The sequence below is a fragment of the Pseudomonas imperatae genome (assembly GCF_057128625.1).
Window position 1 is genome coordinate 185,895 of sequence record NZ_JBSKHP010000002.1, and the last position, 26,314, is coordinate 212,208.

At 67.7% G+C, this 26,314-nt stretch carries 24 protein-coding genes and 1 pseudogene; 16 read left to right on the plus strand and 9 right to left on the minus strand.

Annotation, left to right across the window (positions count from 1 at the left end; all coding sequences use genetic code 11):
* Positions 1-21: 21 nt before the first annotated feature.
* Positions 22-711 carry a YggS family pyridoxal phosphate-dependent enzyme gene (locus ACWKWX_RS03540; protein WP_483827035.1) on the minus strand — a complete coding sequence of 230 codons (690 nt, stop codon included), beginning with the start codon at positions 709-711 and terminating at the stop codon, positions 22-24.
* Positions 712-777: 66 nt separating this feature from the next.
* Between ACWKWX_RS03540 and ACWKWX_RS03545 the strand changes: the two genes are divergently transcribed.
* Positions 778-1,812, plus strand: coding sequence for a type IV pilus twitching motility protein PilT (locus ACWKWX_RS03545; RefSeq protein WP_416427347.1), 1,035 nt, complete (start codon positions 778-780; stop codon positions 1,810-1,812).
* A 23-nt stretch (positions 1,813-1,835) separates the two neighbouring features.
* Positions 1,836-2,966, plus strand: coding sequence for a PilT/PilU family type 4a pilus ATPase (locus tag ACWKWX_RS03550; RefSeq protein ID WP_483827036.1), 1,131 nt, complete (start codon positions 1,836-1,838; stop codon positions 2,964-2,966).
* Between the two features lies 1 nt (position 2,967).
* Here the strand turns inward: ACWKWX_RS03550 and ACWKWX_RS03555 are convergent, their stop codons facing one another.
* Positions 2,968-3,654, minus strand: coding sequence for a C40 family peptidase (locus ACWKWX_RS03555; RefSeq protein ID WP_416427345.1), 687 nt, complete (start codon positions 3,652-3,654; stop codon positions 2,968-2,970).
* 249 nt (positions 3,655-3,903) lie between these two features.
* On the opposite strand from ACWKWX_RS03555, the gene ACWKWX_RS03560 reads away from it, so the two are divergent.
* A complete protein-coding gene (locus ACWKWX_RS03560; RefSeq protein ID WP_483827037.1) occupies positions 3,904-4,323 on the plus strand; it encodes an NINE protein in 420 nt (139 codons plus the stop codon).
* A 51-nt stretch (positions 4,324-4,374) separates the two neighbouring features.
* Here ACWKWX_RS03560 and ACWKWX_RS03565 read toward each other — a convergent pair whose 3' ends face one another.
* From ACWKWX_RS03565 to gshB, 7 genes are all read right to left on the minus strand, one after another.
* A complete protein-coding gene (locus ACWKWX_RS03565) occupies positions 4,375-5,646 on the minus strand; it encodes a dihydroorotase (RefSeq protein WP_483827038.1) in 1,272 nt (423 codons plus the stop codon).
* Positions 5,643-6,647 carry an aspartate carbamoyltransferase catalytic subunit gene (locus tag ACWKWX_RS03570; RefSeq protein ID WP_483827039.1) on the minus strand — a complete coding sequence of 335 codons (1,005 nt, stop codon included), beginning with the start codon at positions 6,645-6,647 and terminating at the stop codon, positions 5,643-5,645. The genes ACWKWX_RS03565 and ACWKWX_RS03570 overlap by 4 nt, the downstream gene beginning before the upstream one ends.
* An 11-nt stretch (positions 6,648-6,658) precedes the next feature.
* The gene (pyrR, locus tag ACWKWX_RS03575; protein ID WP_483827040.1) at positions 6,659-7,171 is read right to left on the minus strand and encodes a bifunctional pyr operon transcriptional regulator/uracil phosphoribosyltransferase PyrR; all 513 of its coding nucleotides are present in this window, start codon (positions 7,169-7,171) and stop codon (positions 6,659-6,661) included.
* Positions 7,172-7,225: 54 nt separating this feature from the next.
* Positions 7,226-7,666 (minus strand): Holliday junction resolvase RuvX, encoded by a 441-nt coding sequence (gene ruvX, locus ACWKWX_RS03580; protein ID WP_416427340.1) that lies wholly within the window; start codon positions 7,664-7,666, stop codon positions 7,226-7,228.
* Positions 7,666-8,235 (minus strand): YqgE/AlgH family protein, encoded by a 570-nt coding sequence (locus ACWKWX_RS03585; protein ID WP_416427489.1) that lies wholly within the window; start codon positions 8,233-8,235, stop codon positions 7,666-7,668. The genes ruvX and ACWKWX_RS03585 overlap by 1 nt, the downstream gene beginning before the upstream one ends.
* Before the next feature lie 65 nt (positions 8,236-8,300).
* The gene (locus tag ACWKWX_RS03590) at positions 8,301-9,206 is read right to left on the minus strand and encodes an energy transducer TonB (RefSeq protein ID WP_416427339.1); all 906 of its coding nucleotides are present in this window, start codon (positions 9,204-9,206) and stop codon (positions 8,301-8,303) included.
* 111 nt (positions 9,207-9,317) lie between these two features.
* Positions 9,318-10,271 (minus strand): glutathione synthase, encoded by a 954-nt coding sequence (gene gshB / locus ACWKWX_RS03595; protein ID WP_416427338.1) that lies wholly within the window; start codon positions 10,269-10,271, stop codon positions 9,318-9,320.
* Positions 10,272-10,457: 186 nt separating this feature from the next.
* Between gshB and pilG the strand changes: the two genes are divergently transcribed.
* The 13 genes and pseudogenes from pilG to mdcH all read left to right on the plus strand — a co-directional run bounded on the left by pilG (position 10,458) and on the right by mdcH (position 26,300).
* Positions 10,458-10,856, plus strand: a complete 399-nt coding sequence (pilG, locus tag ACWKWX_RS03600) for a twitching motility response regulator PilG (protein WP_416427337.1) — start codon at positions 10,458-10,460, stop codon at positions 10,854-10,856.
* 20 nt (positions 10,857-10,876) lie between these two features.
* Positions 10,877-11,242, plus strand: a complete 366-nt coding sequence (pilH, locus tag ACWKWX_RS03605) for a twitching motility response regulator PilH (RefSeq protein ID WP_416427336.1) — start codon at positions 10,877-10,879, stop codon at positions 11,240-11,242.
* A 9-nt stretch (positions 11,243-11,251) separates the two neighbouring features.
* Entirely contained in the window at positions 11,252-11,785 is a 534-nt protein-coding gene (locus tag ACWKWX_RS03610; RefSeq protein WP_416427335.1) for a chemotaxis protein CheW, read from the plus strand.
* 30 nt (positions 11,786-11,815) lie between these two features.
* Positions 11,816-13,867: a methyl-accepting chemotaxis protein gene (locus tag ACWKWX_RS03615; protein WP_483827041.1), complete on the plus strand. Its 2,052-nt coding sequence runs from the start codon at positions 11,816-11,818 to the stop codon at positions 13,865-13,867.
* Between the two features lie 26 nt (positions 13,868-13,893).
* Positions 13,894-19,722 carry a hybrid sensor histidine kinase/response regulator gene (locus ACWKWX_RS03620; RefSeq protein WP_483827042.1) on the plus strand — a complete coding sequence of 1,943 codons (5,829 nt, stop codon included), beginning with the start codon at positions 13,894-13,896 and terminating at the stop codon, positions 19,720-19,722.
* Positions 19,715-20,173, plus strand: a complete 459-nt coding sequence (locus tag ACWKWX_RS03625) for a chemotaxis protein CheW (RefSeq protein ID WP_483827043.1) — start codon at positions 19,715-19,717, stop codon at positions 20,171-20,173. The genes ACWKWX_RS03620 and ACWKWX_RS03625 overlap by 8 nt, the downstream gene beginning before the upstream one ends.
* Before the next feature lie 169 nt (positions 20,174-20,342).
* Complete coding sequence (mdcA, locus tag ACWKWX_RS03630; RefSeq protein ID WP_416427330.1) at positions 20,343-22,019, plus strand: malonate decarboxylase subunit alpha; 1,677 nt, start codon at positions 20,343-20,345, stop codon at positions 22,017-22,019.
* Entirely contained in the window at positions 22,019-22,891 is an 873-nt protein-coding gene (locus tag ACWKWX_RS03635) for a triphosphoribosyl-dephospho-CoA synthase (RefSeq protein ID WP_483827044.1), read from the plus strand. The genes mdcA and ACWKWX_RS03635 overlap by 1 nt, the downstream gene beginning before the upstream one ends.
* Positions 22,891-23,190 (plus strand): malonate decarboxylase subunit delta, encoded by a 300-nt coding sequence (locus tag ACWKWX_RS03640; protein ID WP_416427328.1) that lies wholly within the window; start codon positions 22,891-22,893, stop codon positions 23,188-23,190. The genes ACWKWX_RS03635 and ACWKWX_RS03640 overlap by 1 nt, the downstream gene beginning before the upstream one ends.
* Positions 23,183-23,983, plus strand: a pseudogene (locus ACWKWX_RS03645) (biotin-independent malonate decarboxylase subunit beta); the annotation flags it as partial. The gene ACWKWX_RS03640 and the pseudogene ACWKWX_RS03645, both read left to right, overlap by 8 nt.
* A gap of 12 nt (positions 23,984-23,995) precedes the next feature.
* Positions 23,996-24,787 carry a biotin-independent malonate decarboxylase subunit gamma gene (mdcE, locus tag ACWKWX_RS03650; protein ID WP_483827113.1) on the plus strand — a complete coding sequence of 264 codons (792 nt, stop codon included), beginning with the start codon at positions 23,996-23,998 and terminating at the stop codon, positions 24,785-24,787.
* Positions 24,778-25,377, plus strand: coding sequence for a malonate decarboxylase holo-ACP synthase (locus tag ACWKWX_RS03655; RefSeq protein ID WP_483827045.1), 600 nt, complete (start codon positions 24,778-24,780; stop codon positions 25,375-25,377). Before mdcE ends, ACWKWX_RS03655 begins: the two co-directional genes overlap by 10 nt.
* Positions 25,374-26,300, plus strand: a complete 927-nt coding sequence (mdcH, locus tag ACWKWX_RS03660; protein ID WP_483827046.1) for a malonate decarboxylase subunit epsilon — start codon at positions 25,374-25,376, stop codon at positions 26,298-26,300. Before ACWKWX_RS03655 ends, mdcH begins: the two co-directional genes overlap by 4 nt.
* The last annotated feature ends 14 nt before the right edge of the window (positions 26,301-26,314 follow it).

A 26,314-nucleotide genomic window follows, 5' to 3' on the forward strand; every position in this document is an offset into this window, starting at 1 on the left:
GAGGTTGCGGGGGTACCCGCGCTAGGGCTGCTGGCCATAGTCGCGGGCGCCGAACAGGGCAGTGCCGATACGCACCCAGGTGGCGCCTTGTGCAACGGCGGCTTCCAGGTCGTGGCTCATGCCCATGGATAAAGTGTCCAGTGGCAGGTTCAGGCTCGCCTGCAGGCTGCGCACGGTGGCGAAGGCCGCGTCTTGCTCGGCACGGTCCTCGGTAGGTTCGGGAATCGCCATCAGGCCGCGCAGCTTCAGCCGCGGCAGGGCGGCAATGGCCTGGGCCAGCGCCGGCAGGTCCGCAGCGGTGCAGCCGGACTTGCTGGCCTCGCCACTGACGTTGACCTGGATGCAGATGTTCAGCGGTGGCAGGTCGGCCGGGCGTTGCTCGGACAGGCGTTGGGCGATTTTCAGGCGGTCCACGGAATGTACCCAGGCGAAGTGCTCGGCAATGGCACGAGTCTTGTTCGACTGAATGGGGCCGATGAAATGCCAAGTCAAGGGCAGGTCGGTCAATTGCGCCTGTTTGCCCAGGGCTTCCTGCAGGTAATTTTCGCCGAATTCGCTGATTCCGGCGGCGAACGCCTCGCGAACGGCCTCGGCCGGCTTGGTCTTGCTGACCGCCAGCAGGCCGATGCTCGCAGGGTCGCGCTGCACGGCCTGTGCGGCGGCGTCGATTCGGGCGCTTACCCGTAAAACGTTGTCTGCTATCGTGGACATTAATTTGTGCCAGCGGGTCTTGGGGTCCGGGGCATTCTACCTGCTTGTCTGTTTTTGGGGAGTCTCATGGACATTACTGAATTGCTGGCTTTCAGCGCCAAGCAAGGCGCTTCCGACCTGCACCTGTCCGCCGGGCTGCCGCCAATGATCCGGGTCGATGGTGATGTACGCAGAATCAATTTGCCAGCACTGGATCACAAGCAGGTCCACGAGCTGATCTACGACATCATGAACGACAAGCAGCGCAAGGACTTCGAGGAGTACCTGGAGACTGACTTCTCCTTCGAAGTACCTGGCGTGGCGCGCTTCCGGGTCAACGCCTTCAACCAGAACCGCGGCGCTGGCGCAGTGTTCCGTACCATCCCCTCCAAGGTGCTGACCATGGAAGACCTGGGCATGGGCGATGTGTTTCGAAAGATTACCGATGTGCCCCGCGGCCTGGTGCTGGTCACCGGCCCCACCGGTTCGGGCAAGTCCACCACGCTGGCAGCGATGATCGACTACCTGAACAACAACAAACACCACCACATCCTCACCATCGAGGACCCGATCGAATTCGTCCACGAGTCGAAGAAGTGCCTGGTCAACCAACGCGAGGTGCACCGCGACACCCTGGGCTTCTCCAACGCCCTGCGCTCGGCCCTGCGTGAAGACCCGGACATCATCCTGGTGGGCGAGATGCGCGACCTGGAGACCATCCGCCTGGCGCTGACCGCGGCCGAGACCGGCCACCTGGTGTTTGGCACCCTGCACACCACCTCGGCGGCCAAGACCATCGACCGGGTCGTGGACGTGTTCCCGGCCGAGGAGAAATCCATGGTCCGCTCCATGCTCTCCGAATCGCTGCAGGCGGTGATCTCCCAGACCCTGCTGAAGAAGATCGGCGGTGGCCGGGTGGCGGCGCACGAAATCATGATCGGCACCCCGGCCATCCGCAACCTGATCCGCGAGGACAAGGTGGCGCAGATGTACTCGTCGATCCAGACCGGCGGCGCGCTGGGCATGCAGACCCTCGACATGTGCCTCAAGGACCTGGTGGCCCGCGGGCTGATCGGCCGCGAGGCGGCGCGCGAGAAGGCCAAGTCCCCCGACAATTTCTGACCGCTGGATGCGAGGTGTAGGCCATGGAGTTCGAAAGGCTGTTGAAACTGATGGTCGACAAGGCCGGTTCCGACCTTTTCATCACGCCAGGCCTGCCACCCTCGCTCAAGGTGCACGGCAAGATCATGCCGGTCACCAAGAACGCCATGAGCCCCGAGCAGGTGCGCGAGGCCGTGCTGGGGCTGATGAGCGAGCCCCAGCGGCTGGAGTTCGTCGAGCACCGCGAGTGCAACTTCGCCATCCACGCCCGCGACATCGGCCGCTTCCGCGTCAGCGCGTTCTGCCAGCGCAGCCTGCCGGCCATGGTCATCCGCCGCATCGAAAGCCGCATTCCCACCTTCGATGAGCTGAAACTGCCCGACACCCTCAAGGGCCTGGCCATGCTCAAGCGCGGCCTGGTGCTGGTAGTGGGCGCCACTGGCACCGGCAAGTCCTCGACCCTGGCGGCGATGATCGACCACCGCAGCAAGCACAGCACCGGCCACATCATCACCATCGAGGACCCCATCGAGTTCCTCCATGAACACCAGAACTGCATCGTCACCCAGCGCGAGGTGGGCATCGACACCGACTCGTTCGAAGTGGCACTGCGCAACACCCTGCGCCAGGCCCCGGACGTGATCATGATCGGCGAGGTGCGCAGCCGCGAGACCATGGGCCAGGCCCTGAGCTTCGCCGAAACCGGCCACCTGTGCGTGGCCACCCTGCATGCCTCCAACGCCGACCAGGCGCTGGAGCGGGTGATCAGCTTCTTCCCCCAGGACCGCCACACCCAGGTGTGGATGGAGCTGTCGCTGAACCTGCGCGCCATCATCGCCCAGCAACTGGTGCCCACCCCGGATGGAACTAGTCGGCGTGCCGTGGTCGAAATCCTGGTGAATACGCCGCTGATGGCCGACCGCATCCGCCGGGGCGAGGTGCCGGGCCTGAAAACCCTGATGCGCCGCACCAACGACCAGGGCATGCGTACCCTGGACCAGGCGTTGTACGAGTTGTACCGGGAGAAGGCGATCAGCTACGAGGACGCGCTGGCGTACGCCGATTCGGCGAACGACCTGCGGTTGATGATCAAGCTGGAGTCGAGCACGGGCGCGGAGCCCAGGGAGGGGTTGAACCTGGCGCCGGAACGGGGCCCGACGCCAGGGTCACGGTGAATCAGCGCTGGACCACGCGCATGGCCTGGTCCTTTGGCAGGACGCGCTTGGCAACAACGTAGTGTTCCTGCCAGTACGGCTTGTTCAGGGTATCGATGGTCACCGACTTGCCGCGACGCGGCGCGTGGATGAAGCGATCGTTGCCCAGGTAGATGGCCACGTGGTTGACCCGGCGGCTCTTGATGTTGAAGAACAGCAGGTCGCCCGGCTTCAGGTCCTTCTGGTCTACCTTCTGGCCGTGGCCGGCGGCCATGGCGTTGGAAGTGCGCGGCAGGTCCACCGCATGCACGTCGTTGAAGGCGTATTTCACCAGCCCGCTGCAATCGAACCCTTTACTTGGGCTGCTGCCGCCCCAACGATAGGGAGTACCCAGGACGTTGACCGCGCGCGACAGCACTTCGCTGCTCTGCTTGGGCGACATCTGGGCCACGGCCTTGGCTGCCGGGCTGTTGCTGCTGCCGCTGTTGCGGCCGTGGCGGTTGCGCCCCGACTGCTTCTTGCTGCGGCTGGTGGATTTGCTGGCCAGCACCTCGGTACGTTCTACCGGGGTGGATGTATGTTCTGCTGCGCCGGTCTTGGCAGCGTGACCGGTGAAGCCGGCGGGTAGTCGTTGCTCACGATTGGTGGCGTGGGCGGCCAGTGGCAATAAAAGGCAAATGGTTAGCCATGTCTTCAAAAATGGACGCATTCGGCAAGGCTCTTGTGGGTAAGCGCGCAACTTTATAACAGCTTTTTGATCAGTTTTTAACCCGCTGGTCGGCAGTGATCCTGATCGAAAAGTGATCAATCTACGGCAAATTCCCACAATTTTTGCGTGGAAGTCAGGCGGGGCAAGGGTTTGCTCGACTCGGTGGTCACACAACCACACGTCGGCACGGGACAAAAAAGTCACATAAATGTTTAGAAAATTTAATTATCAGAGGGTACGAAGCCGCTCATGAACAGCTATCAGCAAGACAGCCGGTACCAGGATACCCACAGCGTGGTGCTGGGTTACCTGTTGTGGATTTTTGGTTTTACCGGGTCGCATCGCTTCTATTACGGCAAGCCGATCACCGGCACGTTGTGGTTCTTCACCTTCGGCCTGTTCGGCATTGGCTGGCTGATCGACCTGTTACTGATACCGGGGATGGACCGCGAGGCGGACATGCGTTTCTTCGCCGGCCCCACCGACTACAGCGTGGCCTGGATCCTGTTGACCTTCCTGGGGGTGTTCGGGGTGCATCGCATGTACCAGGGCAAATGGATCAGTGGCCTGATCTACCTGCTCACGGGCGGGTTCTTCCTGATTGGCGTGCTGTATGACTTCTGGACCTTGAATGACCAGATTTCGCTGAAGAACGCGCAGAACCGGTAAGCAGCGGCGCCTGGGGACGCGGCCTGGCGGCCGCTGCTACAGGGATTTGCGTCAGCCGTTGTGGGCGATATGGCCGTCCACCAGGGTGTAGCGCACCACGCCCGGCAGGGTGTGGCCGATGAACGGGCAGTTGTCGCCCTTGGACAGCCAGCGCTCGCCCGCCACGGTGGAGACGTTGCGGGCGAACAGCACCAGGTCGGCCGGGCCACCCACTTTCAATTCGCCTACCGGCAGGCGCAGGGCCGCGGCCGGGCCGCTGCTCAGGCGTGCCAGCAGGGTGGGCAGGTCCAGCAGGCCATCTTCCACCAGGGTCAGCGCCAGTGGCAGCAGCAGCTCGACGCTGCTGATGCCCGGCTCGGTGGCCCCGAACGGCGCCAGCTTGGCGTCGCGCTCGTGGGGCTGGTGATGGCTGGAAATGGCCTGGATCACGCCGCACTTCACCCCCTCACGCAAGGCGTCGCGATCGGCGCGGGTGCGCAGCGGCGGCTGCACGTGGTACAGGCTGGAGAAGTCGATCAGCGCCTCGTCGGTGAGGATCAACTGGTACAGCGCCACATCCGCCGTCACCGGCAGGCCACGGGCCTGGGCCTGGGCAATCAGTTCCACGCCACGGGCGCTGGTCAGCTGGCTGAAGTGCGCGCGCACGCCGCTCTGTTCCACCAGCAGCAGGTCGCGGGCCAGGGCCACGGTCTCGGCGGTTTCCGGAATACCGGCCAGGCCCAGGAAGCTGGCGGTGGGGCCTTCGTGGGCCAGGCCACCCTGGGCCAGGTCGCGGTCCTGGGAGTGGAACACCACGGTCAGGTCGAAGGTGGCGGCGTATTCCAGCGCCCGGCACAGGGTGCGGGTGTTCTGGAAGCTTGCCAGGCCGTTGCCGAAGGCCACGCAACCGGCGTCACGCAACGCCACCAGCTCGGCCAGCTGTTCGCCTTCCAGGCCCTTGCTCAGGGCGCCGACCGGGAACACCTTGGTGTGGCCGGCCTCGCGGGCGCGGTCCAGGATCAGTTCGGCCACCGCCGGGGTGTCCAGCACCGGCCTGGTGCGTGGCGGGCAGCACAGGCTGGTGACGCCACCGGCGGCAGCGGCGCGGGTTTCGCTGGCGATGGTGCCCTTGCGGCTGTAGCCCGGCTCGCGCAGGGCCACGCTCAGGTCCACCAGGCCCGGGGCGGCGATCAGGCCCTGGGCTTCCAGCACCTGGCTGGGCACGAAGCCTGCGGGCGCGGCGCCCATGGCCAGCAGCTTGCCTTCGCTGATGTGCAGGTCGCAGACCTGGTCCAGGCCGGTGGCCGGGTCGATGACGCGAGCGCCGAGGATACTGAGGCTCACTGGGCGTTCTCCTGGTCGAGTTGACGCTGGGCATTCTGGCCGCTCATGGCCATGGACAGCACGGCCATGCGCACGGCGATGCCATAGGTGACCTGGTTGAGGATGACCGAGTGGGCGCCATCGGCCACCGCCGATTCGATCTCCACGCCGCGGTTGATCGGCCCGGGGTGCATCACGATGCAATCGGGTTTGGCGCCGGCCAGGCGCGCGGTGGTCAGGCCGAACAGGCGGTAGAACTCACCCTCGCTGGGCAGCAGGCCGCCGGCCATGCGCTCGCGCTGCAGGCGCAGCATGATTACCACGTCGACGTCCTTGAGACCTTGCTCCAGGTCGGTGTACACCTTGACCCCGTATTGCTCCACGCCAACCGGCAGCAGGGTCTTGGGCGCCACCACGCGAATGTCCGGGCAGCCCAGGGCCTTGAGCGCGATCATGTTCGAACGTGCCACCCGCGAATGCAGGATATCGCCGACGATCGCCACCGACAGGTGCTCGAAGCCGCCTTTGTGCCGGCGGATGGTCAGCATGTCGAGCATGCCCTGGGTGGGGTGTGCGTGGCGGCCGTCGCCGCCGTTGATGATCGCCACCTCCGGGCACACGTGCTCGGCGATGAAGTGCGCGGCGCCGGAATCGGCGTGGCGCACCACGAACATGTCGGCGGCCATGGCCTCCAGGTTGCGCAGGGTGTCGAACAGCGTCTCGCCCTTGCTGGTGGAGGAGGTGGACACGTTCAGGGTGATGACGTCCGCCGACAGCCGCTGGGCCGCCAGCTCGAACGTGGTGCGGGTGCGCGTGGAGTTCTCGAAGAACACGTTGCACACGGTCTTGCCGCGTAGCAGCGGGACCTTCTTGACTGCCCGCGCGCCCACTTCCAGGAACGAATCGGCGGTGTCGAGGATCTCGGTCAGCAACTCGCGGGGCAGGCCGTCGAGCGAAAGGAAATGGCGCAGCTGGCCCTGGTCGTTGAGCTGCAGCGGGCGCTTGGCGTCGATAGGCGTCATCACGGGAACTCTCAAAGGGCGGAAGCGAGGTCCTGGCGCTCGAAGGCGAGCGGGGCGGGCCCGGTCAGTTTGATCCGTTCGTGCGGTGCCAGCGACAGGGTGGCGCCGACGACGTTGGGGCGAATCGGCAGCTCGCCGGCGTCCAGGTCCAGCAAGCTGACCAGGGTCACGCTGGCCGGGCGGCCGTAGTCGAACAGCTCGTTGAGGGCGGCGCGCACGGTGCGGCCGCTCATCAGCACGTCATCCACCAGCACCAGGTGCTGGCCTTCGATCTCGAACGGCAGGTCCGAGGGGCGCACCTGCGGGTGCAGGCCGTTCTGGCTGAAGTCGTCGCGGTAGAAGGACACGTCCAGGGTGCCCAGCGGCGCGTCCTTGCCCAGGGCGTGCAGCAGGGCCTGGGCCACCCACACGCCGCCGGTGCGGATGCCGATGAAGCGCGGCTCGGCGATGTTGCGCCGGGCCAGGTGCGCCGTGAGGTCGGCCGCCATCTGGCTGATCAGCTGGGCGGGGTTTGGAAGGCTCATGACTTGCTCCTTGAGAGACCGGGCGGCGCGCGCCCGGCGGTGCAACGGGGATGTTCAGGCACCGAACTGGCCGGCGTGCTCCTCCAGCCAGCCCTGCAGCAGCAACGCCGCGGCGATGGCGTCCACCGGGTTGTCGCGGTAGCTGCCTTTCTGGCCGCCACGGTCGCGGCGCTGGCCCTTGGCCTCGAAGGTGGTCAGGCGCTCGTCGTGGGTGTGCACCGGCAGGTTGTAGCGGCCGTTGAGGCGGCGGGCGAACTTCTCGGCGCGCTCGCACATCTCGCTGGGGGTGCCGTCCATGTTCAGGGGCAGGCCGACGACAATGGCGTCGGGCTTCCACTCCTTGATCAGGGCTTCCACCTGGTTCCAGTCGGGCACGCCGTTCTGGGCCTTGAGGGTGCACAGCTCGCGGGCCTGGCCGGTGATGACCTGGCCCACGGCGACGCCGATCTGCTTGGTGCCGTAGTCGAAGCCCAGCAATAGACGAACCTGGGCCATCAGGCGTGCCCCGCCTGGTTGGTCAGCAGGCTGAGGTTGACCCCCAGCAGGGCGGCGGCGGCGCTCAGGCGCTGCTCGCTTTCCATGCCGAACAGGATGTCGGCGTCGAACGGGCAGGTCAGCCAGGCGTTCTCGGCCAGTTCGGCTTCAAGCTGCCCGGCTTCCCAGCCGGCGTAGCCCAGGGTGATCAGGCTCTGCTTGGGCCCCAGGCCGTCGGCGATGGCGAACAGCACGTCCTGGGAGGTGGAGAGCGAGATGCCGCCCAGGTCCACGGTGGCCTGGTAGGTCGGGCCGCTGGGGTGCAGCACGAAGCCACGGTCGGTCTGCACCGGGCCGCCGCTGTAGATGGGAATGTGCTGGCAGCTGGCGGGCGGGTCGACGTCCGGGCGCAGTTGCTCGAGGATATCGGCCAGGTTCAGTTCCTGGGGCCGGTTGACCACCAGACCCATGGCGCCATTGGCCGTGTGCTCGACGATGTAGGTCAAGGTCTGCGCAAAGTTCGGGTCCGCCATGTGGGGCATGGCGATCAGGAATTGATGCTTGAGGTAACTCGGATCGACGTTCTTCATGGCCTGTAGTGTGGCGCCGCCCAGGCGGGCTGACAAGCCGACTTTCAAGACTGTTTTCGTGCCAATCAGTTGCTGGAAAGACGATCGCCCTTGGCAAAGCGCCAGGTACGGATGATTTCCAGGCGGTCGACGTCCGACAGGTCGCCGGTGAACGGCGCAAACGGCGCGGCCAGGCGCACGATGCGCTGGGCGGCCTGGTCCAGCAGCGGCTGGCCGGAGGACTCCAGCACCATCACGTCGTACAGCGAGCCGTCGCTGTTGATCGAGACCATCAGCCGCAGGCTGCCGTAGATCTGCTGGCGGCGGGCTTCCTCGGGGTAGTTGAGGTTGCCGATGCGCTCGACCTTCTTGCGCCAGTCGTCCTTGTACCAGGCACCCTTGTCATGCATGGTCGAGGCGGCCGTCAGGCGGTGGATGCGCGGGCGCTTGGCATACAGCTGCTGCTCGTGCGCCAGCTCGGCCTCCAGGCTGGAGATCTCGCTGGACAGCTTGGTGCTGTCGAAGTCGGGGGTGGCCTTCTGCGGCTGGGCCTCCTGCTTGACTGCATCGCGACGGGTGTCGACCTTCTGCGGCTTGGGCGCCACGGTGGTCACGGCCTTCTTCACCGGCGCGGTCTCGGGCTTGACCTCGGGCTTGGCCACGGGCGGCGGGGTGACCTTGTTGATGACGTTGTCCTGGAACGGCGCCACCTCGGTGGTCTTGGGCAGTGCCTTCTTGTCCAGGGTGCCGCTGCCTTGCTGGTTGTCCTGGGCCAGGTAGTCGGCCTTCTTCGGCGCCTTGGCGTCCTTGAAGGTGGACAGGGTGATTTCCAGGGTCTGGCGGATTTCCGCAGGCTTGACCATGGTGAAGCTCACACCCAGGATCACCGCCACGTGCAGCAGGGCGGCGACGAACAGGGTGAAGCCGAGCCGGTCCGCCGGGCGCACGGAAGCACGGGAATACTTGGCAGGAAGATCGGTTACGGCAGTCATCGGGTATCCGGCAGTCATGCGGCGCGGGGGTCAGTCCGCCAGCGCACGCCCCACAGCTGAAAAAGGGCGTGCATCATAACGCACTGGGCGGAAAAACCCCCGGCTTGTCGCTCAGCGGGCCTTGAGCTTGCGATCGATGGCGTCCATCAGCTGGCCGCCGATGTTGGTGCCGAACGCAGCGTCGATCTCGCGGATGCAGGTGGGGCTGGTGACGTTGATCTCGGTGAGGTTTTCACCGATCACGTCCAGGCCCACGAACAACAGGCCCTTGGCGCGCAGGGTAGGGCCGACCTGCTCGGCGATCCAGCGGTCCTTGTCGCTCAGCGGGCGCGCTTCGCCACGGCCACCGGCGGCCAGGTTGCCACGGGTCTCGCCGGCGGCGGGGATGCGCGCCAGGCAGTAGGGCACCGGCTCGCCGTCGATCATCAGGATGCGCTTGTCGCCGTCCTTGATGGCCGGCAGGTAGCGCTGGGCCATGATCTGCTGGGTGCCGTTGGCGGTCAGGGTCTCGAGGATCACCGACAGGTTGGGGTCACCCGGGCGGTGCCGGAAGATCGAGGTGCCACCCATGCCGTCCAGCGGCTTGAGGATGACGTCGCCGTGCTCGGCGGCGAACTCGCGCAGGATGTCGGCGCGGCGGCTGACCATGGTTGGCGGGGTCAGCTGCGGGAACAGCGTGGCGAACATCTTCTCGTTGCAGTCACGCAGCGATTGCGGCTTGTTCACCACCAGCACGCCGTCGTTCTCGGCCTGTTCCAGCAGGTAGGTGCTGTAGACGAACTCCAGGTCGAAGGGCGGGTCCTTGCGCATCAGGATCACGTCGAGGTCGGCCAGCGGCGCGTCCACTTCGGATTCGAACTCGAACCAGTGCTCGGGGTTGGCGAACACTTTCAGCGGGCGCATGCGCGCGCGGGCCTGGCCCTTGGCCTGGTAGAGGTCCTGGATTTCCATGTGGAACAGGGTCCAGCCGCGCTCCTGGGCAGCCAGCAGCATGGCCAGCGAGCTGTCCTTTTTGTAGGAGATTTCGGCGATGGGGTCCATGACAATGCCGAGGCGTACGCTCATGGGAAGCTCCTTTGGGCGGCTTGGGCCGCCGTGGACAGGTCTTGAAAAGTGGCGTCAGGGTGGCGCCGACGGGCCGCCGGGTCAAGGGGGCGCTTGATGGAATGCACCGAGCGAGTGTGCTAAAAAGGCTTGTTGATGTGGGAGCCGGTTCCCGGCCAGTTTTTCAGCCTTCCAAAGCAGACCCTTATGGAACAGCACCCCGCAGCGCTCAAGGTCATGGTCATCGACGACTCCAAGACGATTCGTCGCACCGCCCAGATGCTGCTCGAAAACGTCGGCTGCGAGGTCATCACGGCCACCGACGGCTTCGATGCATTGGCCAAGATCGCCGACAATCATCCGCGTATTATCTTTGTCGATATCATGATGCCGCGCCTGGACGGTTACCAGACCTGTGCGCTGATCAAGAACAACAGCGCGTTCAAGGCCACCCCGGTGATCATGCTGTCGTCGCGCGACGGCCTGTTCGACAAGGCCCGCGGGCGCATCGTGGGCTCCGACCAGTTCCTGACCAAGCCCTTCAGCAAGGAAGAACTGCTGGGCGCCATCAGGGCGCACGTACCGGGCTTCGCCGCCGCGCACTAATCAATGAAATGGGGAACACCATGGCTCGTATTCTGATCGTCGACGACTCGCCGACCGAAATGTACAAACTGACCAGCATGCTCGAGAAGCACGGTCATGAAGTGCTCAAGGCCGAGAACGGCGCCGATGGCGTGGCCCTGGCCCGCCAGGAAAAGCCCGATGCGGTGCTGATGGACATTGTCATGCCTGGCCTCAACGGCTTCCAGGCCACCCGCCAGCTGCACAAGGACGCCGAAACCGCACACATCAAGGTGATCATCATCACCACCAAGGACCAGGAGACCGACAAGGTCTGGGGCACCCGCCAGGGCGCCAAGGACTACCTGACCAAGCCGGTGGAAGAAGAAACCCTGATCAAGACCCTGAACGCCGTGCTGGCGGGCTGATAGCCGGCCATGGCGCAGACCGCCTTCGAACTGCTGCTGGACATCGACCAGCGCTGCCGGCAGCTGGCGGCGCAGTTGCCGTCCCAGGAAAACCACTTGCAGACCTGGAGCGGCATCGGCTTCCGCCTGGGCAGCCACTGGTACGTGGCGCCCATGGGCGAGGTGGCCGAAGTGCTGCACGAGCCGCGCCTGAGCCGCGTGCCGGGGGTGAAGCCCTGGCTGCTGGGCGTGGCCAACGTGCGCGGGCGGCTGTTGCCGGTGCTGGACCTGAGCGGCCTGCTGGGCCACGAGCCCCTGGCCGTGCACAAGCACCGGCGGGTGCTGGTGATCGACCGTGACGAATGGATTGCCGGGTTGCTGGTGGACGAAGTGGGCGGCCTGCAGCATTTTCCGCTGCACAGCCTCGACCTGTCGGTGGCCGGCGACCTGCCGGCGGGCATGGCGGCCTTCGTGCAGGGCCACTTCCAGCGCGACCAGCTGTGGCACGTGTTCAGCCCGTTCGCGCTGGCCCACCTGCCCGGGTTCATGAACGTGGCTCTTTGATATGCTCCCAGTACAGGCGGGGGCCTGACCATGACCAAGGCAAACACCACTGGCAAACCGGCACAGCGCTCGCGCAGCAGCGCGCAGATCGCGGGGCTGTTCGTCGCCCTGATCGTCTCGATCATGCTGCTGTTCGCCAACTTCGCCTACCTCAACACCCAGTCCAACTACGACAAGCAGTACATCGGCAACGCCGGCGAACTGCGGGTGCTGTCGCAGAACATCGCCAAGAACGCCACCGAAGCCGCGTCCGGCAAGCCCCAGGCGTTCAAGCTGTTGGCCGAGGCGCGCAACGACTTCGATCGCCGCTGGAGCCTGCTCAAGTCCGGCGACACCAGCACCGGCCTGCCGCCGGCGCCGGCCGCCGTGCACCAGGACATGCGCCTGGTGCAGCGCGACTGGGAAAGCCTGCGCAAGAACACCGACGCCATCCTCGCCAGCGAGCAGACGGTGCTGTCGCTGCACCAGGTGGCTGCCACCCTCGGCGAGACGGTGCCGCAGTTGCAGGTGGAATACGAAAAGGTGGTGGAAATCCTCCTGCAGCGCGGCGCTCCCGCCAGCCAGGTGGCCGTGGCCCAGCGCCAGTCGCTGCTGGCCGAGCGTATCCTGGGCTCGGTGAACACCGTGCTCTCGGGTGACGAGACGGCAGCGGCGGCTGCCGAGTCCTTCGGCCGCGACGCCAACCGCTTCGGCCAGGTGCTGCGCGGCATGCTCGATGGCGACCCGAGCATCCAGATCAGCCAGGTGCAGGACCGCGACGCCCGCGCGCGGCTGAAGGAAATTGCCGAGCTGTTCGAATTCGTCTCAGGCTCCGTGGACGAAATCCTCGAGACCTCGCCGCAGCTGTTCCAGGTGCGCGAGGCCTCCACCACCATTTTCGGCCTGTCCCAGACCCTGCTGGACGAAGCCTCGCACCTGGCCATCAGCTTCGAGAACCTGGCCGGCAGCCGCACCCTGGATACCGTCGGTGGCTACGTGCTGGGCCTGCTGGCCCTGGGCTCGATCATCCTCATCGGCCTGGTGATGGTGCGCGAGACCAACCGCCAGCTGCGCGAAACCGCGCTGAAGAACGAACGCAACCAGGCGGCGATCATGCGCCTGCTGGACGAGATCGAGGACCTGGCCGACGGCGACCTGACCGTGACCGCCTCGGTGACCGAGGATTTCACCGGCACCATCGCCGACTCCATCAATTATTCCATCGACCAGCTGCGCGACCTGGTGGCCACCATCAACCTCACCGCCGAGGAAGTCGCCGCCGCCGTGCAGGACACCCAGGCCAGCGCGCGCCAGCTGGCGCGCGCCTCGGAGATGCAGGCGCAACAGATCAGCGAGGCGTCCATGGCCATCAGCGACATGGCCGAGTCCATCGACCGGGTGTCCACCAACGCCTGGGAGTCGGCCAAGGTGGCCGAGCGCTCGGTGACCATCGCCAGCAAGGGCAGCGAAGTGGTGCACAACACCATCCGCGGCATGGACAACATTCGCGAGCAGATCCAGGACACGTCCAAGCGTATCAAGCGCCTGGGCGAGTCTTCCCAGGAAATCGGTGACATTGTCAGCCTGATCGACGACATCGCCGACCAGACCAACATCCTCGCCCTGAACGCCGCCATCCAGGCGTCCATGGCCGGCGAGGCCGGGCGCGGCTTTGCCGTGGTGGCGGACGAGGTGCAGCGCCTGGCCGAGCGCTCATCGTCGGCCACCCGCCAGATCGAGATGCTGGTGCGCGCCATCCAGGCCGACACCAACGAAGCCGTCATCTCCATGGAGCAGACTACCTTCGAGGTGGTGCGCGGTGCGCGCCTGGCCCACGACGCCGGGGTGGCGCTGGAGGAGATCGAAGGCGTGTCCGAGGACCTGGCGGCGTTGATCCAGACCATTTCCGCCGCCGCGCAGCAGCAGACCAGCTCGGCCGGGCAGATTTCCCATACCATGTCGGTAATCCAGCAGATCACCGAGCAGACCTCGTCCGGCACCACCACCACCGCCGAGAGCATCGGCAACCTGGCCCACATGGCCAGCGAGATGCGCCGCTCGGTGTCGGGTTTTACCTTGCCCAAGGCCAGGGAGCCGGGCTGAGTTGAGGCACCACCAGGGGATGCGCCATGGCTGACCGCCACGATTACGTAGCGCTGGAGTGGGTCCGCGGCGAAATCGCCGAGACCCTCGCGCAGGCCCGCGCGGCCCTGGAAACCTTTATCGCCGAACCCCACGCCGGCGAGGCCATGGGCCGCTGCCTGGGCTACCTGCACCAGGTGCACGGCAGCCTGCAGATGGTCGAATTCTACGGTGCGGCGCTGTTCGCCGAGGAAATCGAACATCTGGGCCGGGCCCTGGCCCACGGCCGCGTCACCCAGCAGGCCGAAGCCGTGAAATGGCTGCTGCTGGCCTTCACCCAATTACCTCTTTACCTGGACCAGGTGCACCTGGCCCGGCGCGACCTGCCTCTGGTGGTATTGCCCTTGATCAATGATTTGCGCGGCGCACGTGGTGCGGCGCCGTTGGCGGAAAACAGCCTGTTCGGCGTTGACCTGCCCACCCCCGAAGCCCTGGACGTGAACCAGTTGGCCCAACTCGACAGCCCGGAATGGCCCGAATGGCTGCGCAAGCTGCGCCAGAGCCTGCAGCAGGCCCTGGTGGGCCTGGTGCGCGAGCCGGAAGTGGCCCTGCACCTGGGGCAGATGGCGCGGGTGTTCGACCGCCTGGAAAACCTGTGCCACGGCGCGCCGCTCAGCCCCCTGTGGCAGGTGGCGGCGGCGCTGGTGGAGGGTTTGCAGCACGGCAGCGTGCTGCCCAGCCCGGCGCTGAACAGCCTGTTCAAGGAGTGCGACCGCGAGCTCAAGCGCCTGCTGGAAGAGGGCGTGGTCGGCATCAACCAGGCCGCGCCGGCGCAACTCCTCAAGGGCCTGCTGTTCTACGTGGCCACCGCCCGCGGCCAGTCGCCGCGCCTGCAGGTGCTGCGCGAGGCCTATGAGCTGGGCGAGCCGCCGCTGCCTGGGCGCTCCCTGGCCCAGGAGCAGGCGCAACTGGTGGTGCCCGACCCCGACGCCTTGCGTTCGGTGGTCAGCGCCCTGTGCGAGGAGCTGGTGCGGGTCAAGGAACAGCTCGACCACTTCGTGCGTGGCGACCGCCAGCAGGTCTCGGCGCTGGATGGCCTGGTGCCGTCGCTGCGCCAGGTCACCGACACCCTGGCGGTGCTGGGCTTCGGCCAGCCGCGCAAGGTCATCCTCGACCAGATGGCGGTGATCCACGGCCTGGCCCAGGGCCTGCGCGAGCCCAGCGATTCGGTGCTGATGGACGTGGCCGGGGCGCTGCTGTACGTGGAATCGACCCTGGTGGGCATGGTCGGCCCTGACGAGCCAAGCCGCGCCGACGACAGCCACCTGCCCAGCACCGACCTGACCCAGATCCACCAATTGGTGATCAAGGAAGCGCGCTTCGGCCTGCAGCAGGCCAAGGACATGATCAGCGAATACCTGGAATCGGGCCGCGACCGCGAGCGCCTGCAACCCCTGCCGGCGTTGCTCACCCAGGTGCGCGGCGCCCTGGCGATGATCCCGCTGGTGCGCGCCGCAGCGCTGCTGGAGACCTGCAACGATTACATCAAGGCGCACCTGCTGGCCGACCCGCAGCAGCCCGGTGCCCGGCAGATGGACAACCTGGCCGATGCCCTGAGCGCCATCGAGTATTACCTGGAGCGCCTGAGCAACGACCCCCAGGCGCCAGGCGAGCGTGTGCTCGACGTGGCCGAGGAGGGCCTGGCCGCGCTGGGCTACCTGCCCACGGCGCTGGACGTGCCGGTGCTGGAAGAAGTGCTGAGCCCCGCCGAGGCCCTGGTGCTGCGCGACCTGCAGCCGCTGGCCAGCCCCCAGGTGGCGCAGTCCCTGGCCCAGGTGCTGGCCAGCCCCGTGCCCACGTTCAACCCGCCGGCGCAGTCGGCCCCCGGCAGCCTGCTGCCGCCGCCCGCCGACGAGCCACCGGTGGACGATGAGCTGCGCGAAGTGTTCCTGGAAGAGACCGACGAGGTCTTGCAGGTGCTGCGCGAATACTTGCCGCGCTGGGCCGCCGACCACGCCGACCGCCGCGCGCTGGCCGAACTGCGCCGGGCCTTCCATACGCTCAAGGGCAGTGGCCGCATGGTCCGCGCGCTGGTGCTGGGCGAGCTGGCCTGGGCCTGCGAGAACCTGCTCAACCGCGTGCTGGACGACAGCGTGCGCGACACGGCCCAGGTGCAACAATTGCTTGAACAGGCCCAGGCGCTGCTGCCACGCCTGGCGGCCGACTTCGCCAGCCACCGCCAGCGCCAGTGCGACGAGGTCGACCTGCTGGCGGGCCAGGCCCATGCCCTGGCCGGTGCCAAGGCCGATGAAGCCGAGTTGGACCCGCAGCTGCTGGACATCTTCCGCAGCGAAGCCCTGGGCCACCTGGCCACCGTCGAGCGTTTCCTCGCCGTTGCCGGCGGCCAGCCGCTGGCCGTGGACGACCCCCTGCAACGCGCCCTGCACACCCTTAAAGGCAGCGCCTACATGGCCGGCGTGCTGCCCATGGCCGAGCTGGCCACGCCGCTCGATGCCCTGACCCGCGAATACAAGGCACACCAGCTGGACCTGGACGCGCTGGAACTGGACCTGCTCGGTCGCGCCGTAACCTGTTGGCACGCCGGGCTGGCCCAGCTGGCCAGCACGCCGCTGGCGGCAATCCCCGGTGCCGCGGCGCTGGCCGCCGAGGCCAGCGCGCACCTGGAGCAGCGCCTGGCCCCCCTGGGCGATGCGCCCCAGGCGCGGCGCGATCCGCAGGCCACCCAGGCGTTCCTGGGCCAGGCCATGGACATTCTCTACGACACCGAGACCCTGCTGCGCCGCTGGCGCCAGCAGCCCAACGACCGCAACGAGCTGGTGCGCCTGCTGGACGAGCTGACGCGCCTGGGCGAGGGCGCGCAGTGGGCCGACCTGCCCGACGTGGACGAGCTGTGCGAAGCGCTGCTGGACCTGTACGGCGCGGCCGAGGAAAGCAGCGTCAACGTCAACGCGGCGTTCTTTGACGAAGCCGAGCGTGCCCATGACGGCCTGATCGACATGCTCGACCAGGTGGCCGCCGGCCAGGCCGTGACGCCCCAGCCCGAGCGCATCCGCGCACTGCACGCGCTGGTGGAGCAGGGCCTGGCCCCCGGCGCCATGGGACGCGTGGGCGCCGACGGCATCACGGAACTGCCGGCGCATGCCAGCCATGCCGATGACAGCGTGCTGGCGTTCTTCCTCGACGAAGGCGCCGACCTGCTCGAGAGCGCCGACCAGGCCCTGCAGCGCTGGCTGGCCGACCCCGACAACCTGGCGCCGCTGACCTCGCTGCAAGGCGACCTGCACACCCTCAAGGGCGCGGCGCGCATGGCCGACGTGGCGGCCATCGACGAGCTGGCGCAGCAACTGGAATTGCACTACGAGGCCCTCGGCAAGCGCCGCCTGGCCTTCAGCGAAGCCCAGGCGACGCTGCTGCTGGACAGCCACGAACAGCTGGCGGCCATGCTCGAGCAGCTGCGCCGTGGCCAGGCTGCCAGCAGCGCCGAAGACCTGGTGCAGGCCCTGGCCGCAAGCCGCCACGCTGCCGTGCCCGAGCCAGAGGAGAGTAGCCAGCCTGCGGCCGGCGCGGGTGATAACGAACTGCTGGAAGTGTTCCTCGAAGAAGGCTTCGACATCGTCGAAAGCTCCGGCGCCGCTTTGCAGCGCTGGCAGGCCGAGCCGCGCAACACGCTGGAAATCGAGAACCTGCTGCGTGACCTGCACACCCTCAAGGGCGGCGCGCGCATGGTCGAGATCGCGCCCATCGGCGACCTGGCCCACGAGCTGGAATTCCTCTACGAAAACCTCTCCGCCGGCGTATTGGCGCCCAGCCCGCCGCTGTTCAGCCTGCTGCAGAACGGCCATGACCGCCTGGGCAACATGCTCGACGCCCTGCGCCGGCACCAGCCGGTCAACGCCGACCCGACGCTGATCGCTGCCATCCGCGGTTTCGTCAGTCCGGTGCCGGCCACGCCGCAGCCCGAGCGCGCGGTGCTGCTGCCCGAGCCGCCCGCGGCATTGCAGGAACGTGCACCGGGCGACATGGTCAAGGTGGCCGCCGAGCTGCTTGAAGACCTGGGCAACCTGGCTGGCGAGACCTCGATTTTCCGCGGCCGCATCGAACAGCAGGTCAACGACGCGCAGGTGGCCCTGGGTGAAATGGAAACCACCATCGAGCGCATGCGCGAGCAGCTGCGCCGCCTGGACACCGAGACCCAGGGGCGCATCCTCAGCAGGCAGCACGCCGACAGCGAGCGCCAGGGCTACGAAGACTTCGACCCGCTGGAAATGGACCGCCATTCGCAGCTGCAGCAGCTGTCGCGGGCGCTGTTCGAATCGGCCTCCGACCTGCTCGACCTGCAGGAAACCCTGGCCGCCCGCAATCAGGACGCGCACAAGCTGCTGCAGTTGCAGGCGCGGGTGAACACCGAGCTGCAGGAAGGCCTGATGCGCACGCGCATGGTGCCGTTCGAACGCATGCTGCCACGCCTGCAGCGGCTGGTGCGGCAGGTGGCGGGCGAGCTGGGCAAGGAGGTCGAGTTCGACGTCGGCAACGCCGAGGGCGAGATGGACCGCAGCGTGCTGGAACGCATGCTGGCGCCGCTGGAACATATGCTGCGCAACGCCGTCGACCATGGCCTGGAACCGGCCGAGGTGCGCCTGGCCAAGGGCAAGCCGGCACGCGGGCGCATCAGCCTGAACCTGCTGCACGAGGGCGGCGACATCGTCATCGAACTCAGCGACGACGGCGCCGGCGTGCCGCTGGACGCGGTGCGGGCCAAGGCCGTCAAGCGTGGGCTGATCAGCGCCGACAGCGACATCAGCGACCATGAGGTGCTGCAGTTCATCCTCGAGCCGGGGTTCTCCACGGCGGCCAAGGTCACGCAGATTTCCGGGCGCGGCCTGGGCATGGACGTGGTGCACGAGGAGGTCAAGCAGCTGGGCGGCTCGATGATCATCGATTCGCGGGCGGGGCAGGGCGCACGGTTCCAGATCCGCCTGCCGTTCAGCGTGTCGGTGAACCGCGCGCTGATGGTGCAGTGCGCCGAGGAGGTCTACGCGTTGCCGCTCAATGGCCTGGAAGGCATCGTGCGGGTGATGCCTGCCGAGCTTGAAGAGTATTACCACCTGGACCCGCCGCGCTATCACTATGGCGGCCAGAGCTACGACCTGCGCTACCTGGGCGACCTGCTGTACAACACGCCGCGGCCCAACCTGCTGGGCCAGACCGCACCGTTGCCGGTGCTGCTGATCCATGGCCACGACCACCAGATGGCCGTGCAGGTGGATGCCCTGGCCGGTTCCCGGGAAATCGTGGTGAAGAACCTGGGGCCGCAGTTCGCGGCGGTGCAGGGCCTGTCCGGCGCCACTATCCTGGGCGACGGGCGCGTGGTGCTGATTCTCGACCTGCTGGCCCAGGTGCGCGCCGCGCATGCGCGCCAGTCGCAGGCGCAACCGGCCAGCGTGCAGCCGCCGCTGCCAGTGGCGGAGCCCGCCAGCAGCCGGCCACCGCTGGTGATGGTGGTGGACGACTCGGTCACTGTACGCAAGGTCACCAGCCGCCTGCTGGAGCGCCACGGCATGACCGTGCTGACGGCCAAGGACGGCGTCGATGCCATGGCCCTGCTGCAGGAACACGTGCCTGACGTGCTGCTGCTGGACATCGAGATGCCGCGCATGGACGGCTTCGAGGTGGCCACGCAGATCCGCCATGACCCGCGCCTGAAAGACCTGCCGATCATCATGATTACTTCGCGCACCGGCCAGAAGCACCGCGAGCGAGCCATGGCCATTGGCGTCAACGACTACCTGGGCAAGCCGTACCAGGAATCGGTACTGCTCGACAGCATCGCCCAATGGAGCCGCAGCCATGCTTGACCGTGCCATCGGCCGCCGCACCACCCTCACCGCGCTGCTGCTGCCGCTGGCGGACCGCACCCTGGTGCTGCCCAACGTGGCGGTGGCCGAGCTGATCGGCTACCAGTTCGGCCAGCCAGCCCCCGACCGCCCGGCCTGGCACCTGGGGCACATTACCTGGCGCAACCAGGTGCTGCCGCTGGTGAGCTTCGAAGCCGCCTGCGGCGCGGCGCCAGTGGTGGGCCCGCAGGCGCGCATCGTGGTGCTCAACGCGGTGGGTGGCAGCCCGCTGCGCTTCATCGGCCTGCTGGTACAGGGCGTGCCGCGTTCGTGCCGATTGGACAGCCAGCTGAGCTACGTCGACGTGCCGCTGGCGCCCCTGGAAGTGGCAGCGGTACAAGTGGGCGAACAAGTCGCCAAGGTGCCCGACCTGGTAGGCATCGAACGCCTGTTGGATGCCGCCGCCCTGTGACTTGTGGGAGCTGGCTTGCCAGCGAGCTTTTCGGGGCCACCAAAAACTCGCTGGCAAGCCAGCTCCCACAATCATTACCCCCAAGGTAATGATTCCACCCGCTGCTTGATTGATACCCCCGCCCCACGCGCCTAAGGTCTACCCACGACATCCCCGCCGTGGAGGCCCCATGACTATCACAAACACCCCCGAGCCACAGTGGTCGCGGCGGCGCAGCGAGAAGCAGCGGCGCCTGGCGCAGGTAAGCGCCCTGGCCGACGGCGTGGTGCTGCCCACCGATGGCATCGTCGCCGCGCTGGAAGCGCTGCTGATGCCCGGCGACCGGGTGGTGCTGGAAGGCAACAACCAGAAGCAGGCGGACTTTCTCTCGCGCTCCCTGGCCCAGGCCGACCCCGGCAAGCTGCATGACCTGCACATGATCATGCCCAGCGTCGGCCGCCCCGAGCACCTGGACCTGTTCGAAAAGGGCATCGCCCGCAAGCTCGACTTCTCCTTCGCCGGCACCCAGAGCCTGCGCATCAGCCAGCTGCTGGAAGACGGCCTGCTGGAAATCGGCGCCATCCACACCTACATCGAACTCTACTCGCGGCTGGTGGTGGACCTGATCCCCAACGTGGTGCTTTCCGCCGGCTTCATGGCCGACCGCCAAGGCAACATCTACACCGGCGCCAGCACCGAGGACAGCCCGGCGCTGATCGAGCCGGCGGCCTTCAGCGACGGCATCGTCATCGTCCAGGTCAACCAACTGGTGGACGATGTCAGCGACCTGCCGCGCGTGGACATCCCGGCCAGCTGGGTGGATTTCGTGGTGGTGGCCGACCGGCCGTTCTACATCGAGCCGCTGTTCACTCGCGACCCCCGGCACATCAAGCCGGTGCACGTGCTGATGGCGATGATGGCGATCCGCGGCATCTACGAAAAACACAACGTGCAGTCGCTGAACCACGGCATCGGCTTCAACACCGCCGCCATCGAGCTGATCCTGCCCACCTACGGCGAGTCCCTGGGCCTGAAGGGCAAGATCTGCCGCAACTGGACGCTCAACCCACACCCCACGCTGATCCCGGCCATCGAAAGCGGCTGGGTGCAGAGCGTGCACTGCTTCGGCACCGAGCTGGGCATGGAGAACTACATCGCCGCCCGGCCAGACGTGTTCTTCACCGGCCGCGACGGTTCCATGCGCTCCAACCGCATGTTCTGCCAGCTGGCCGGCCAGTACGCCGTGGACCTGTTCATCGGCGCCACCCTGCAGGTGGACGGCGACGGCCATTCCTCCACGGTCACCCGCGGGCGCCTGGCCGGCTTCGGCGGCGCGCCGAACATGGGCCACGACCCCCGCGGGCGCCGCCACGGCACGCCGGCGTGGCTGGACATGCGCCGCCCTGGCGCCGATGCCAACGCCACCTTGCTGGAGCGCGGGCAGAAGCTGGTGGTGCAGATGGTCGAGACGTTCCAGGAGGGCGGCAAACCGACCTTCGTCGAGACCCTGGACGCGGTGGACGTGGCGAAGAAGACCGGCATGGCCCTGGCGCCGATCATGATCTACGGCGACGACGTCACCCACCTGCTCACCGAAGAGGGCATCGCCTACCTGTACAAGGCGCGCTCGCTGGAAGAGCGCCAGGCGATGATCGCAGCCGTGGCCGGGGTTACCGCCATCGGCCTGCGCCACAACCCGGCCGACACCGCGCGCATGCGCCGCGAAGGGCTGATCGCGCTGCCCGAGGACCTGGGCATCCGCCGCACCGACGCCACCCGTGAATGGTTGGCGGCCAAGAGCATCGCCGACCTGGTGGAGTGGTCCGGCGGCCTCTACAACCCCCCTGCGAAATTCAGGAGCTGGTGATGCATGCGCTCATAGCTCAACCGAACGCACTGAACCTGGCCGAGCGGCTGGCCGACCTGGCGGTGGACGCGCTGATCGACGAAGCCGACCTGTCGCCCAAGCCTGCCTTGGTGGACCGGCGTGGCAGCGGCGCCCATGACGACCTGCACCTGGGCCTGATGCACGCCTCGGCGCTGGCCCTGTGGCCGGCGTTCCAGGCCATGGCCGGGGCGGCGCTGTTGGCTGGCCGCGTCGACCTGCCCCTGCGCGAAGCCCTGGGGCAGTACGGCCGCGAGGGCGAGGCCGACATGCTGCGCACCACGGCAGGGGTCAATACCCACCGCGGCGCCATCTGGGCCCTGGGCCTGTTGGTGGCTGCGGCAGCCCTGGCACCGGGCAACCTTGCGGCGGCCGCGCTGGCCGACCGCGCCGGCGCCCTGGCGCGCCTGCCGGACCGCCTGGCGCCGCAACCCCTGAGCCACGGCCGAGTGGTGCAGCAGCGCTATGGCGCCGGCGGTGCCCGCGCCGAAGCCCAGGCCGGGTTCCCCACGGTCATCCAGCACGGCCTGCCGCAGTTGCGCGCCAGCCGCCTGGCCGGGCATGGCGAGCAGCACGCGCGCTTGGACGCGCTGCTGGCAATCATGGCCACCCTGGCCGACACCTGCGTGCTGTACCGCGCCGGCCCCGAGGGCCTTGCGGCCATGCAGCAAGGCGCGCAAGCCGTGCTGGCGGCCGGTGGCAGTGCCACCCTGGCGGGCCGCCGGCGCCTGCATGCACTGGACCAGCAACTGCTGGCCCTCAACGCCTCGCCAGGTGGCGCCGCCGACCTGCTGGCCGCCTGCCTGTTCATCGATCGCCTGGAACGTGGCGAGCATTCACGGAGCCTTGCCTGATGGAAACCCTGAACTTCGAATTCCCCGCCGGGCAACCGGCCCGTGGCCGCGCCCTGGTGGGCTGCGTAGGCTCGGGCGACCTGGAAGTGCTGCTGGAGCCGGGCACCGCCGGCACCCTGGCGATCCAGGTGGTGACCTCGGTCAACGGCGCCGCGCAGCGCTGGGAACACCTGTTCGCCCGGCTGTTCAGCGGCCAGGCGCTGCCGGCCCTGCGCATCGACATCAATGATTTCGGCGCCACCCCGGGGGTGGTCCGCCTGCGCCTGGAACAGGCCCTGGAGGAGATCGGCCATGACTGACACCACGCGCCTGCTGCAACAGCACAGCTTCATCGAACTCGGCGCCCGCCAGCGGGCCAGGGCCTTGCTGGACGAGGGTAGCTTCCACGAGCTGATCGACCCCTTCCAGCGCGTCATGTCGCCCTGGCTGGCGCGCCAGGGCGTGGTGCCCCAGGCCGACGACGGTGCGGTCATCGCCAGGGGCACGGTCAACGGCCGCCCGGTGGTGCTGGCCGCCATCGAAGGCGCGTTTCAGGGCGGCAGCCTGGGCGAGGTCAGCGGCGCCAAGATCGCCGGCGCGCTGGAACTGGCCGCGGCCGACAACCGCAAGGGCATTCCCACGGCTGCCATCCTGCTGCTGGAAACCGGTGGCGTGCGCCTGCAGGAAGCCAACCTGGGCCTGGCGGCGATTGCCGATATCCACGCCGCCATTGTCGACCTACGCCAGTACCAGCCGGTGATCGGGGTAATTGCCGGCAGCGTCGGCTGCTTCGGCGGCATGTCCATCGCCGCCGGGCTGTGCAGCCATTTGATCGTGACGCGCGAGGCGCGCCTGGGGCTCAACGGCCCGCAGGTGATCGAGCAGGAAGCCGGCATCGGCGAATACGATTCGCGCGACCGGCCCTTTATCTGGAGCCTGTGCGGTGGCGAGAAGCGCTTCGACCAGGGGCTGGCGGATACCTACGTGCGTGACGACGTGGCGCAGATCCAGGCCAGCGTGGTGGACTGCCTGGACCAAGGCGTGCCGGCGCAGTTGCGTAGCCAGCAGCACGGACAATTCCTGCAACAGCTGGCGGCGGTCGAGCGCCTGCCCGCCAGCCAACCACTGCCGGCCTCCACCCGTGGCGCCAGCTGGTTTGCTGCCCTTACAGCCAACACCCGTTCGGTCGCCGGCCTGCCGGACTCTGTCCTGGCCGCCGACAGTGACAGCGCTCGCTTCATCGCAGTCGTTGCCAACCCTGACAACCCGTTCCCCCGCGCCCGCCAGGGTGAAGTCGGCCTGCTGGAAGGCTGGGGCCTGGCCAAGGCGGTGGACGAGGTGATCAGCGCGGACCGCGATGCGCCGCGCAAGCGTGCGCTGGTCGCCGTCGTCGATGTGCCCAGCCAGGCCTATGGCCGCCGCGAGGAAGAGCTGGGCATTCACCAGGCCCTGGCGGGTGCGGCCGACGCCTACGCCCGTGCACGCCTGGCGGGCCACCCGGTGGTGGCGCTGCTGGTGGGCAAGGCCATGTCCGGCGCGTTCCTGGCCCACGGCTACCAGGCCAACCGGCTCATCGCGTTGCGTGACCCGGGCGTGCAGGTGCATGCCATGGGCAAGGCCTCGGCGGCGCGGGTAACCCAGCGCAGTGTCGAGGCGCTGGAAGCCCTGGCCGCCAGCGTGCTGCCCATGGCCTACGACATCGACAGCTACGCCAGCCTGGGGCTGCTGTGGGAAACCCTGTCGGTGGCGCAGATAGAGCAACCCACGGCCGACGACGTGAGCCGCGTGCAAGCCTGCCTGGCCCAGGCGCTGGCGGATATCGGCGCGGATGACCGCGACCTTGCCGGCCGCCTGGGGGCGCCGAACCGGGCGGCCTCGGCGCGGGTGCGCCAGCTGCTGCGCGAGCAATGGCAGTGATCCGCCCCCACGACCTGCTGTGGGGCCTGACGCCGGCGATGCTGCCGACCGACGCCCCCGCCTGGGCTGCCTCGGCGCTGGCCGACGGGCAGCCGGTGGTGGTGCGCCGCGCCAGCGTGGCAGCCGGGCAGGTGGCGGTGGGCGTGCGCGGCATCAGTCGTGACCAGCGCTACGCCACCACCATGCCCCTGGCGGCGGTCAGCCGCCAGGTCAGCCCGGAAGCCTTGACTCATTGCGTGGGCCAGCGCGACTGGCCGGCCCTGCAGGCGCTGTACCGGCTGCGCCCCCGGCTGGATGCCTGCGGCCTGGTATGGGGCGTGAGCGGCAGCGCCGGGTTCGAGCTGGCCAGCGGTTGCGCTGCGCTGCACGAAGGTAGCGACCTGGACCTGATTCTGCGCACGCCGCAGGCCCTGTCGCGGAATGCGGCGCGACGATTGTTGAGCGTGCTGGAACCGGCCGTAGACCCGCAATTGCAGACTCCTGCCGGTGCGGTGGCGTTGCGCGAATGGGCCGGCAACAGCCACAAGGTGCTGCTCAAGGCTGCCGACGGCGCGCGGTTGGTCTGTGATCCCTGGAGCCTGGCCTCGTGAGTACCCTGCTGGCGTTTCCCGGCCAGGGTGCGCAGCAGCCCGGCATGTTGCATGGCCTGCCGGATCACGCCGTGATCAAGGCCTGCCTCGACGAGGCCAGCGCGGCGTTGGGCGAGAATGTACTCGGCCTCGACACTGCCCAGGCCTTGGCCCACACCCGCGCCGTGCAGCTGTGCCTGCTGGTGGCAGGCGTGGCCAGCGCGCGGCTGTTGCTGCAGAACGGCCCGCTGCCCGATTACGTGGCGGGCTTGTCCATCGGCGCCTATCCCGCCGCCGTGGTCGCCGGTGCCCTGGACTTTGCCGATGCGGTACGCCTGGTGGCCCTGCGTGGCGAACTGATGCAGGCGGCTTATCCCCGCGGCTACGGCATGACCGCCATCGTCGGCCTGGAGCTGGCGCGGGTCGAACAACTGCTGGCCGAGGCCGAAGGCCCGGTGTACCTGGCCAATATCAACGCCGACAACCAACTGGTGATCGCCGGCAGCGACGCGGCGATGGCTGCCGTGGCTGCCCGGGCCCGGGCCGAGGGCGCCGGGCTGGCCAAGCCGCTGGCCGTCAGTGTGCCGTCGCACTGCCCGTTGCTGGCCGAGCCTGCGCAGCGGCTGGCCGCGGCGTTCGCCCAGGTCAAGTTGCAGGCGCCGCGCATTCGCTACCTCAGCGGCACCAGCGCCCGGCCGATCGTGCAAGTGGAACGGCTGCGCGATGACCTGGCCTTCAACCTGTGCCGTATCGTTGACTGGCGCGCGCTGGCCCGCACCGCCTTCGAGCGCGGCGTGCGCCTGCACATCGAAATGCCGCCGGGCACCGTGCTCACCGGCCTCAGCCGCCGCGCGTTCAGCGAGGGCACCCTGGTTGCCTGGCAAGGCACCCGCCTGGATACCTTGCAGGCATTGATGCAGGAGGAAGCCCGGCGCCCCCAATAATCTGCAACCGCCCG

Coding starts and splice junctions, on each gene's coding strand:
- ACWKWX_RS03620 (WP_483827042.1), top strand. CDS start 13,894: ATGGCTGACCGCCACGATTACGTAGCGCTGGAGTGGGTCCGCGGCGAA.
- pyrR (WP_483827040.1), bottom strand. CDS start 7,171: ATGAGCCTTCCAAACCCCGCCCAGCTGATCAGCCAGATGGCGGCCGAC.
- ACWKWX_RS03590 (WP_416427339.1), bottom strand. CDS start 9,206: ATGACTGCCGTAACCGATCTTCCTGCCAAGTATTCCCGTGCTTCCGTG.
- ACWKWX_RS03545 (WP_416427347.1), top strand. CDS start 778: ATGGACATTACTGAATTGCTGGCTTTCAGCGCCAAGCAAGGCGCTTCC.
- ACWKWX_RS03555 (WP_416427345.1), bottom strand. CDS start 3,654: ATGCGTCCATTTTTGAAGACATGGCTAACCATTTGCCTTTTATTGCCA.
- ACWKWX_RS03625 (WP_483827043.1), top strand. CDS start 19,715: ATGCTTGACCGTGCCATCGGCCGCCGCACCACCCTCACCGCGCTGCTG.
- ACWKWX_RS03560 (WP_483827037.1), top strand. CDS start 3,904: ATGAACAGCTATCAGCAAGACAGCCGGTACCAGGATACCCACAGCGTG.
- pilG (WP_416427337.1), top strand. CDS start 10,458: ATGGAACAGCACCCCGCAGCGCTCAAGGTCATGGTCATCGACGACTCC.
- pilH (WP_416427336.1), top strand. CDS start 10,877: ATGGCTCGTATTCTGATCGTCGACGACTCGCCGACCGAAATGTACAAA.
- ACWKWX_RS03570 (WP_483827039.1), bottom strand. CDS start 6,647: ATGACGCCTATCGACGCCAAGCGCCCGCTGCAGCTCAACGACCAGGGC.
- ruvX (WP_416427340.1), bottom strand. CDS start 7,666: ATGGCCCAGGTTCGTCTATTGCTGGGCTTCGACTACGGCACCAAGCAG.
- mdcA (WP_416427330.1), top strand. CDS start 20,343: ATGACTATCACAAACACCCCCGAGCCACAGTGGTCGCGGCGGCGCAGC.
- ACWKWX_RS03635 (WP_483827044.1), top strand. CDS start 22,019: ATGCATGCGCTCATAGCTCAACCGAACGCACTGAACCTGGCCGAGCGG.
- ACWKWX_RS03610 (WP_416427335.1), top strand. CDS start 11,252: ATGGCGCAGACCGCCTTCGAACTGCTGCTGGACATCGACCAGCGCTGC.
- ACWKWX_RS03615 (WP_483827041.1), top strand. CDS start 11,816: ATGACCAAGGCAAACACCACTGGCAAACCGGCACAGCGCTCGCGCAGC.
- ACWKWX_RS03550 (WP_483827036.1), top strand. CDS start 1,836: ATGGAGTTCGAAAGGCTGTTGAAACTGATGGTCGACAAGGCCGGTTCC.
- ACWKWX_RS03585 (WP_416427489.1), bottom strand. CDS start 8,235: ATGAAGAACGTCGATCCGAGTTACCTCAAGCATCAATTCCTGATCGCC.
- ACWKWX_RS03655 (WP_483827045.1), top strand. CDS start 24,778: ATGGCAGTGATCCGCCCCCACGACCTGCTGTGGGGCCTGACGCCGGCG.
- gshB (WP_416427338.1), bottom strand. CDS start 10,271: ATGAGCGTACGCCTCGGCATTGTCATGGACCCCATCGCCGAAATCTCC.
- ACWKWX_RS03540 (WP_483827035.1), bottom strand. CDS start 711: ATGTCCACGATAGCAGACAACGTTTTACGGGTAAGCGCCCGAATCGAC.
- ACWKWX_RS03640 (WP_416427328.1), top strand. CDS start 22,891: ATGGAAACCCTGAACTTCGAATTCCCCGCCGGGCAACCGGCCCGTGGC.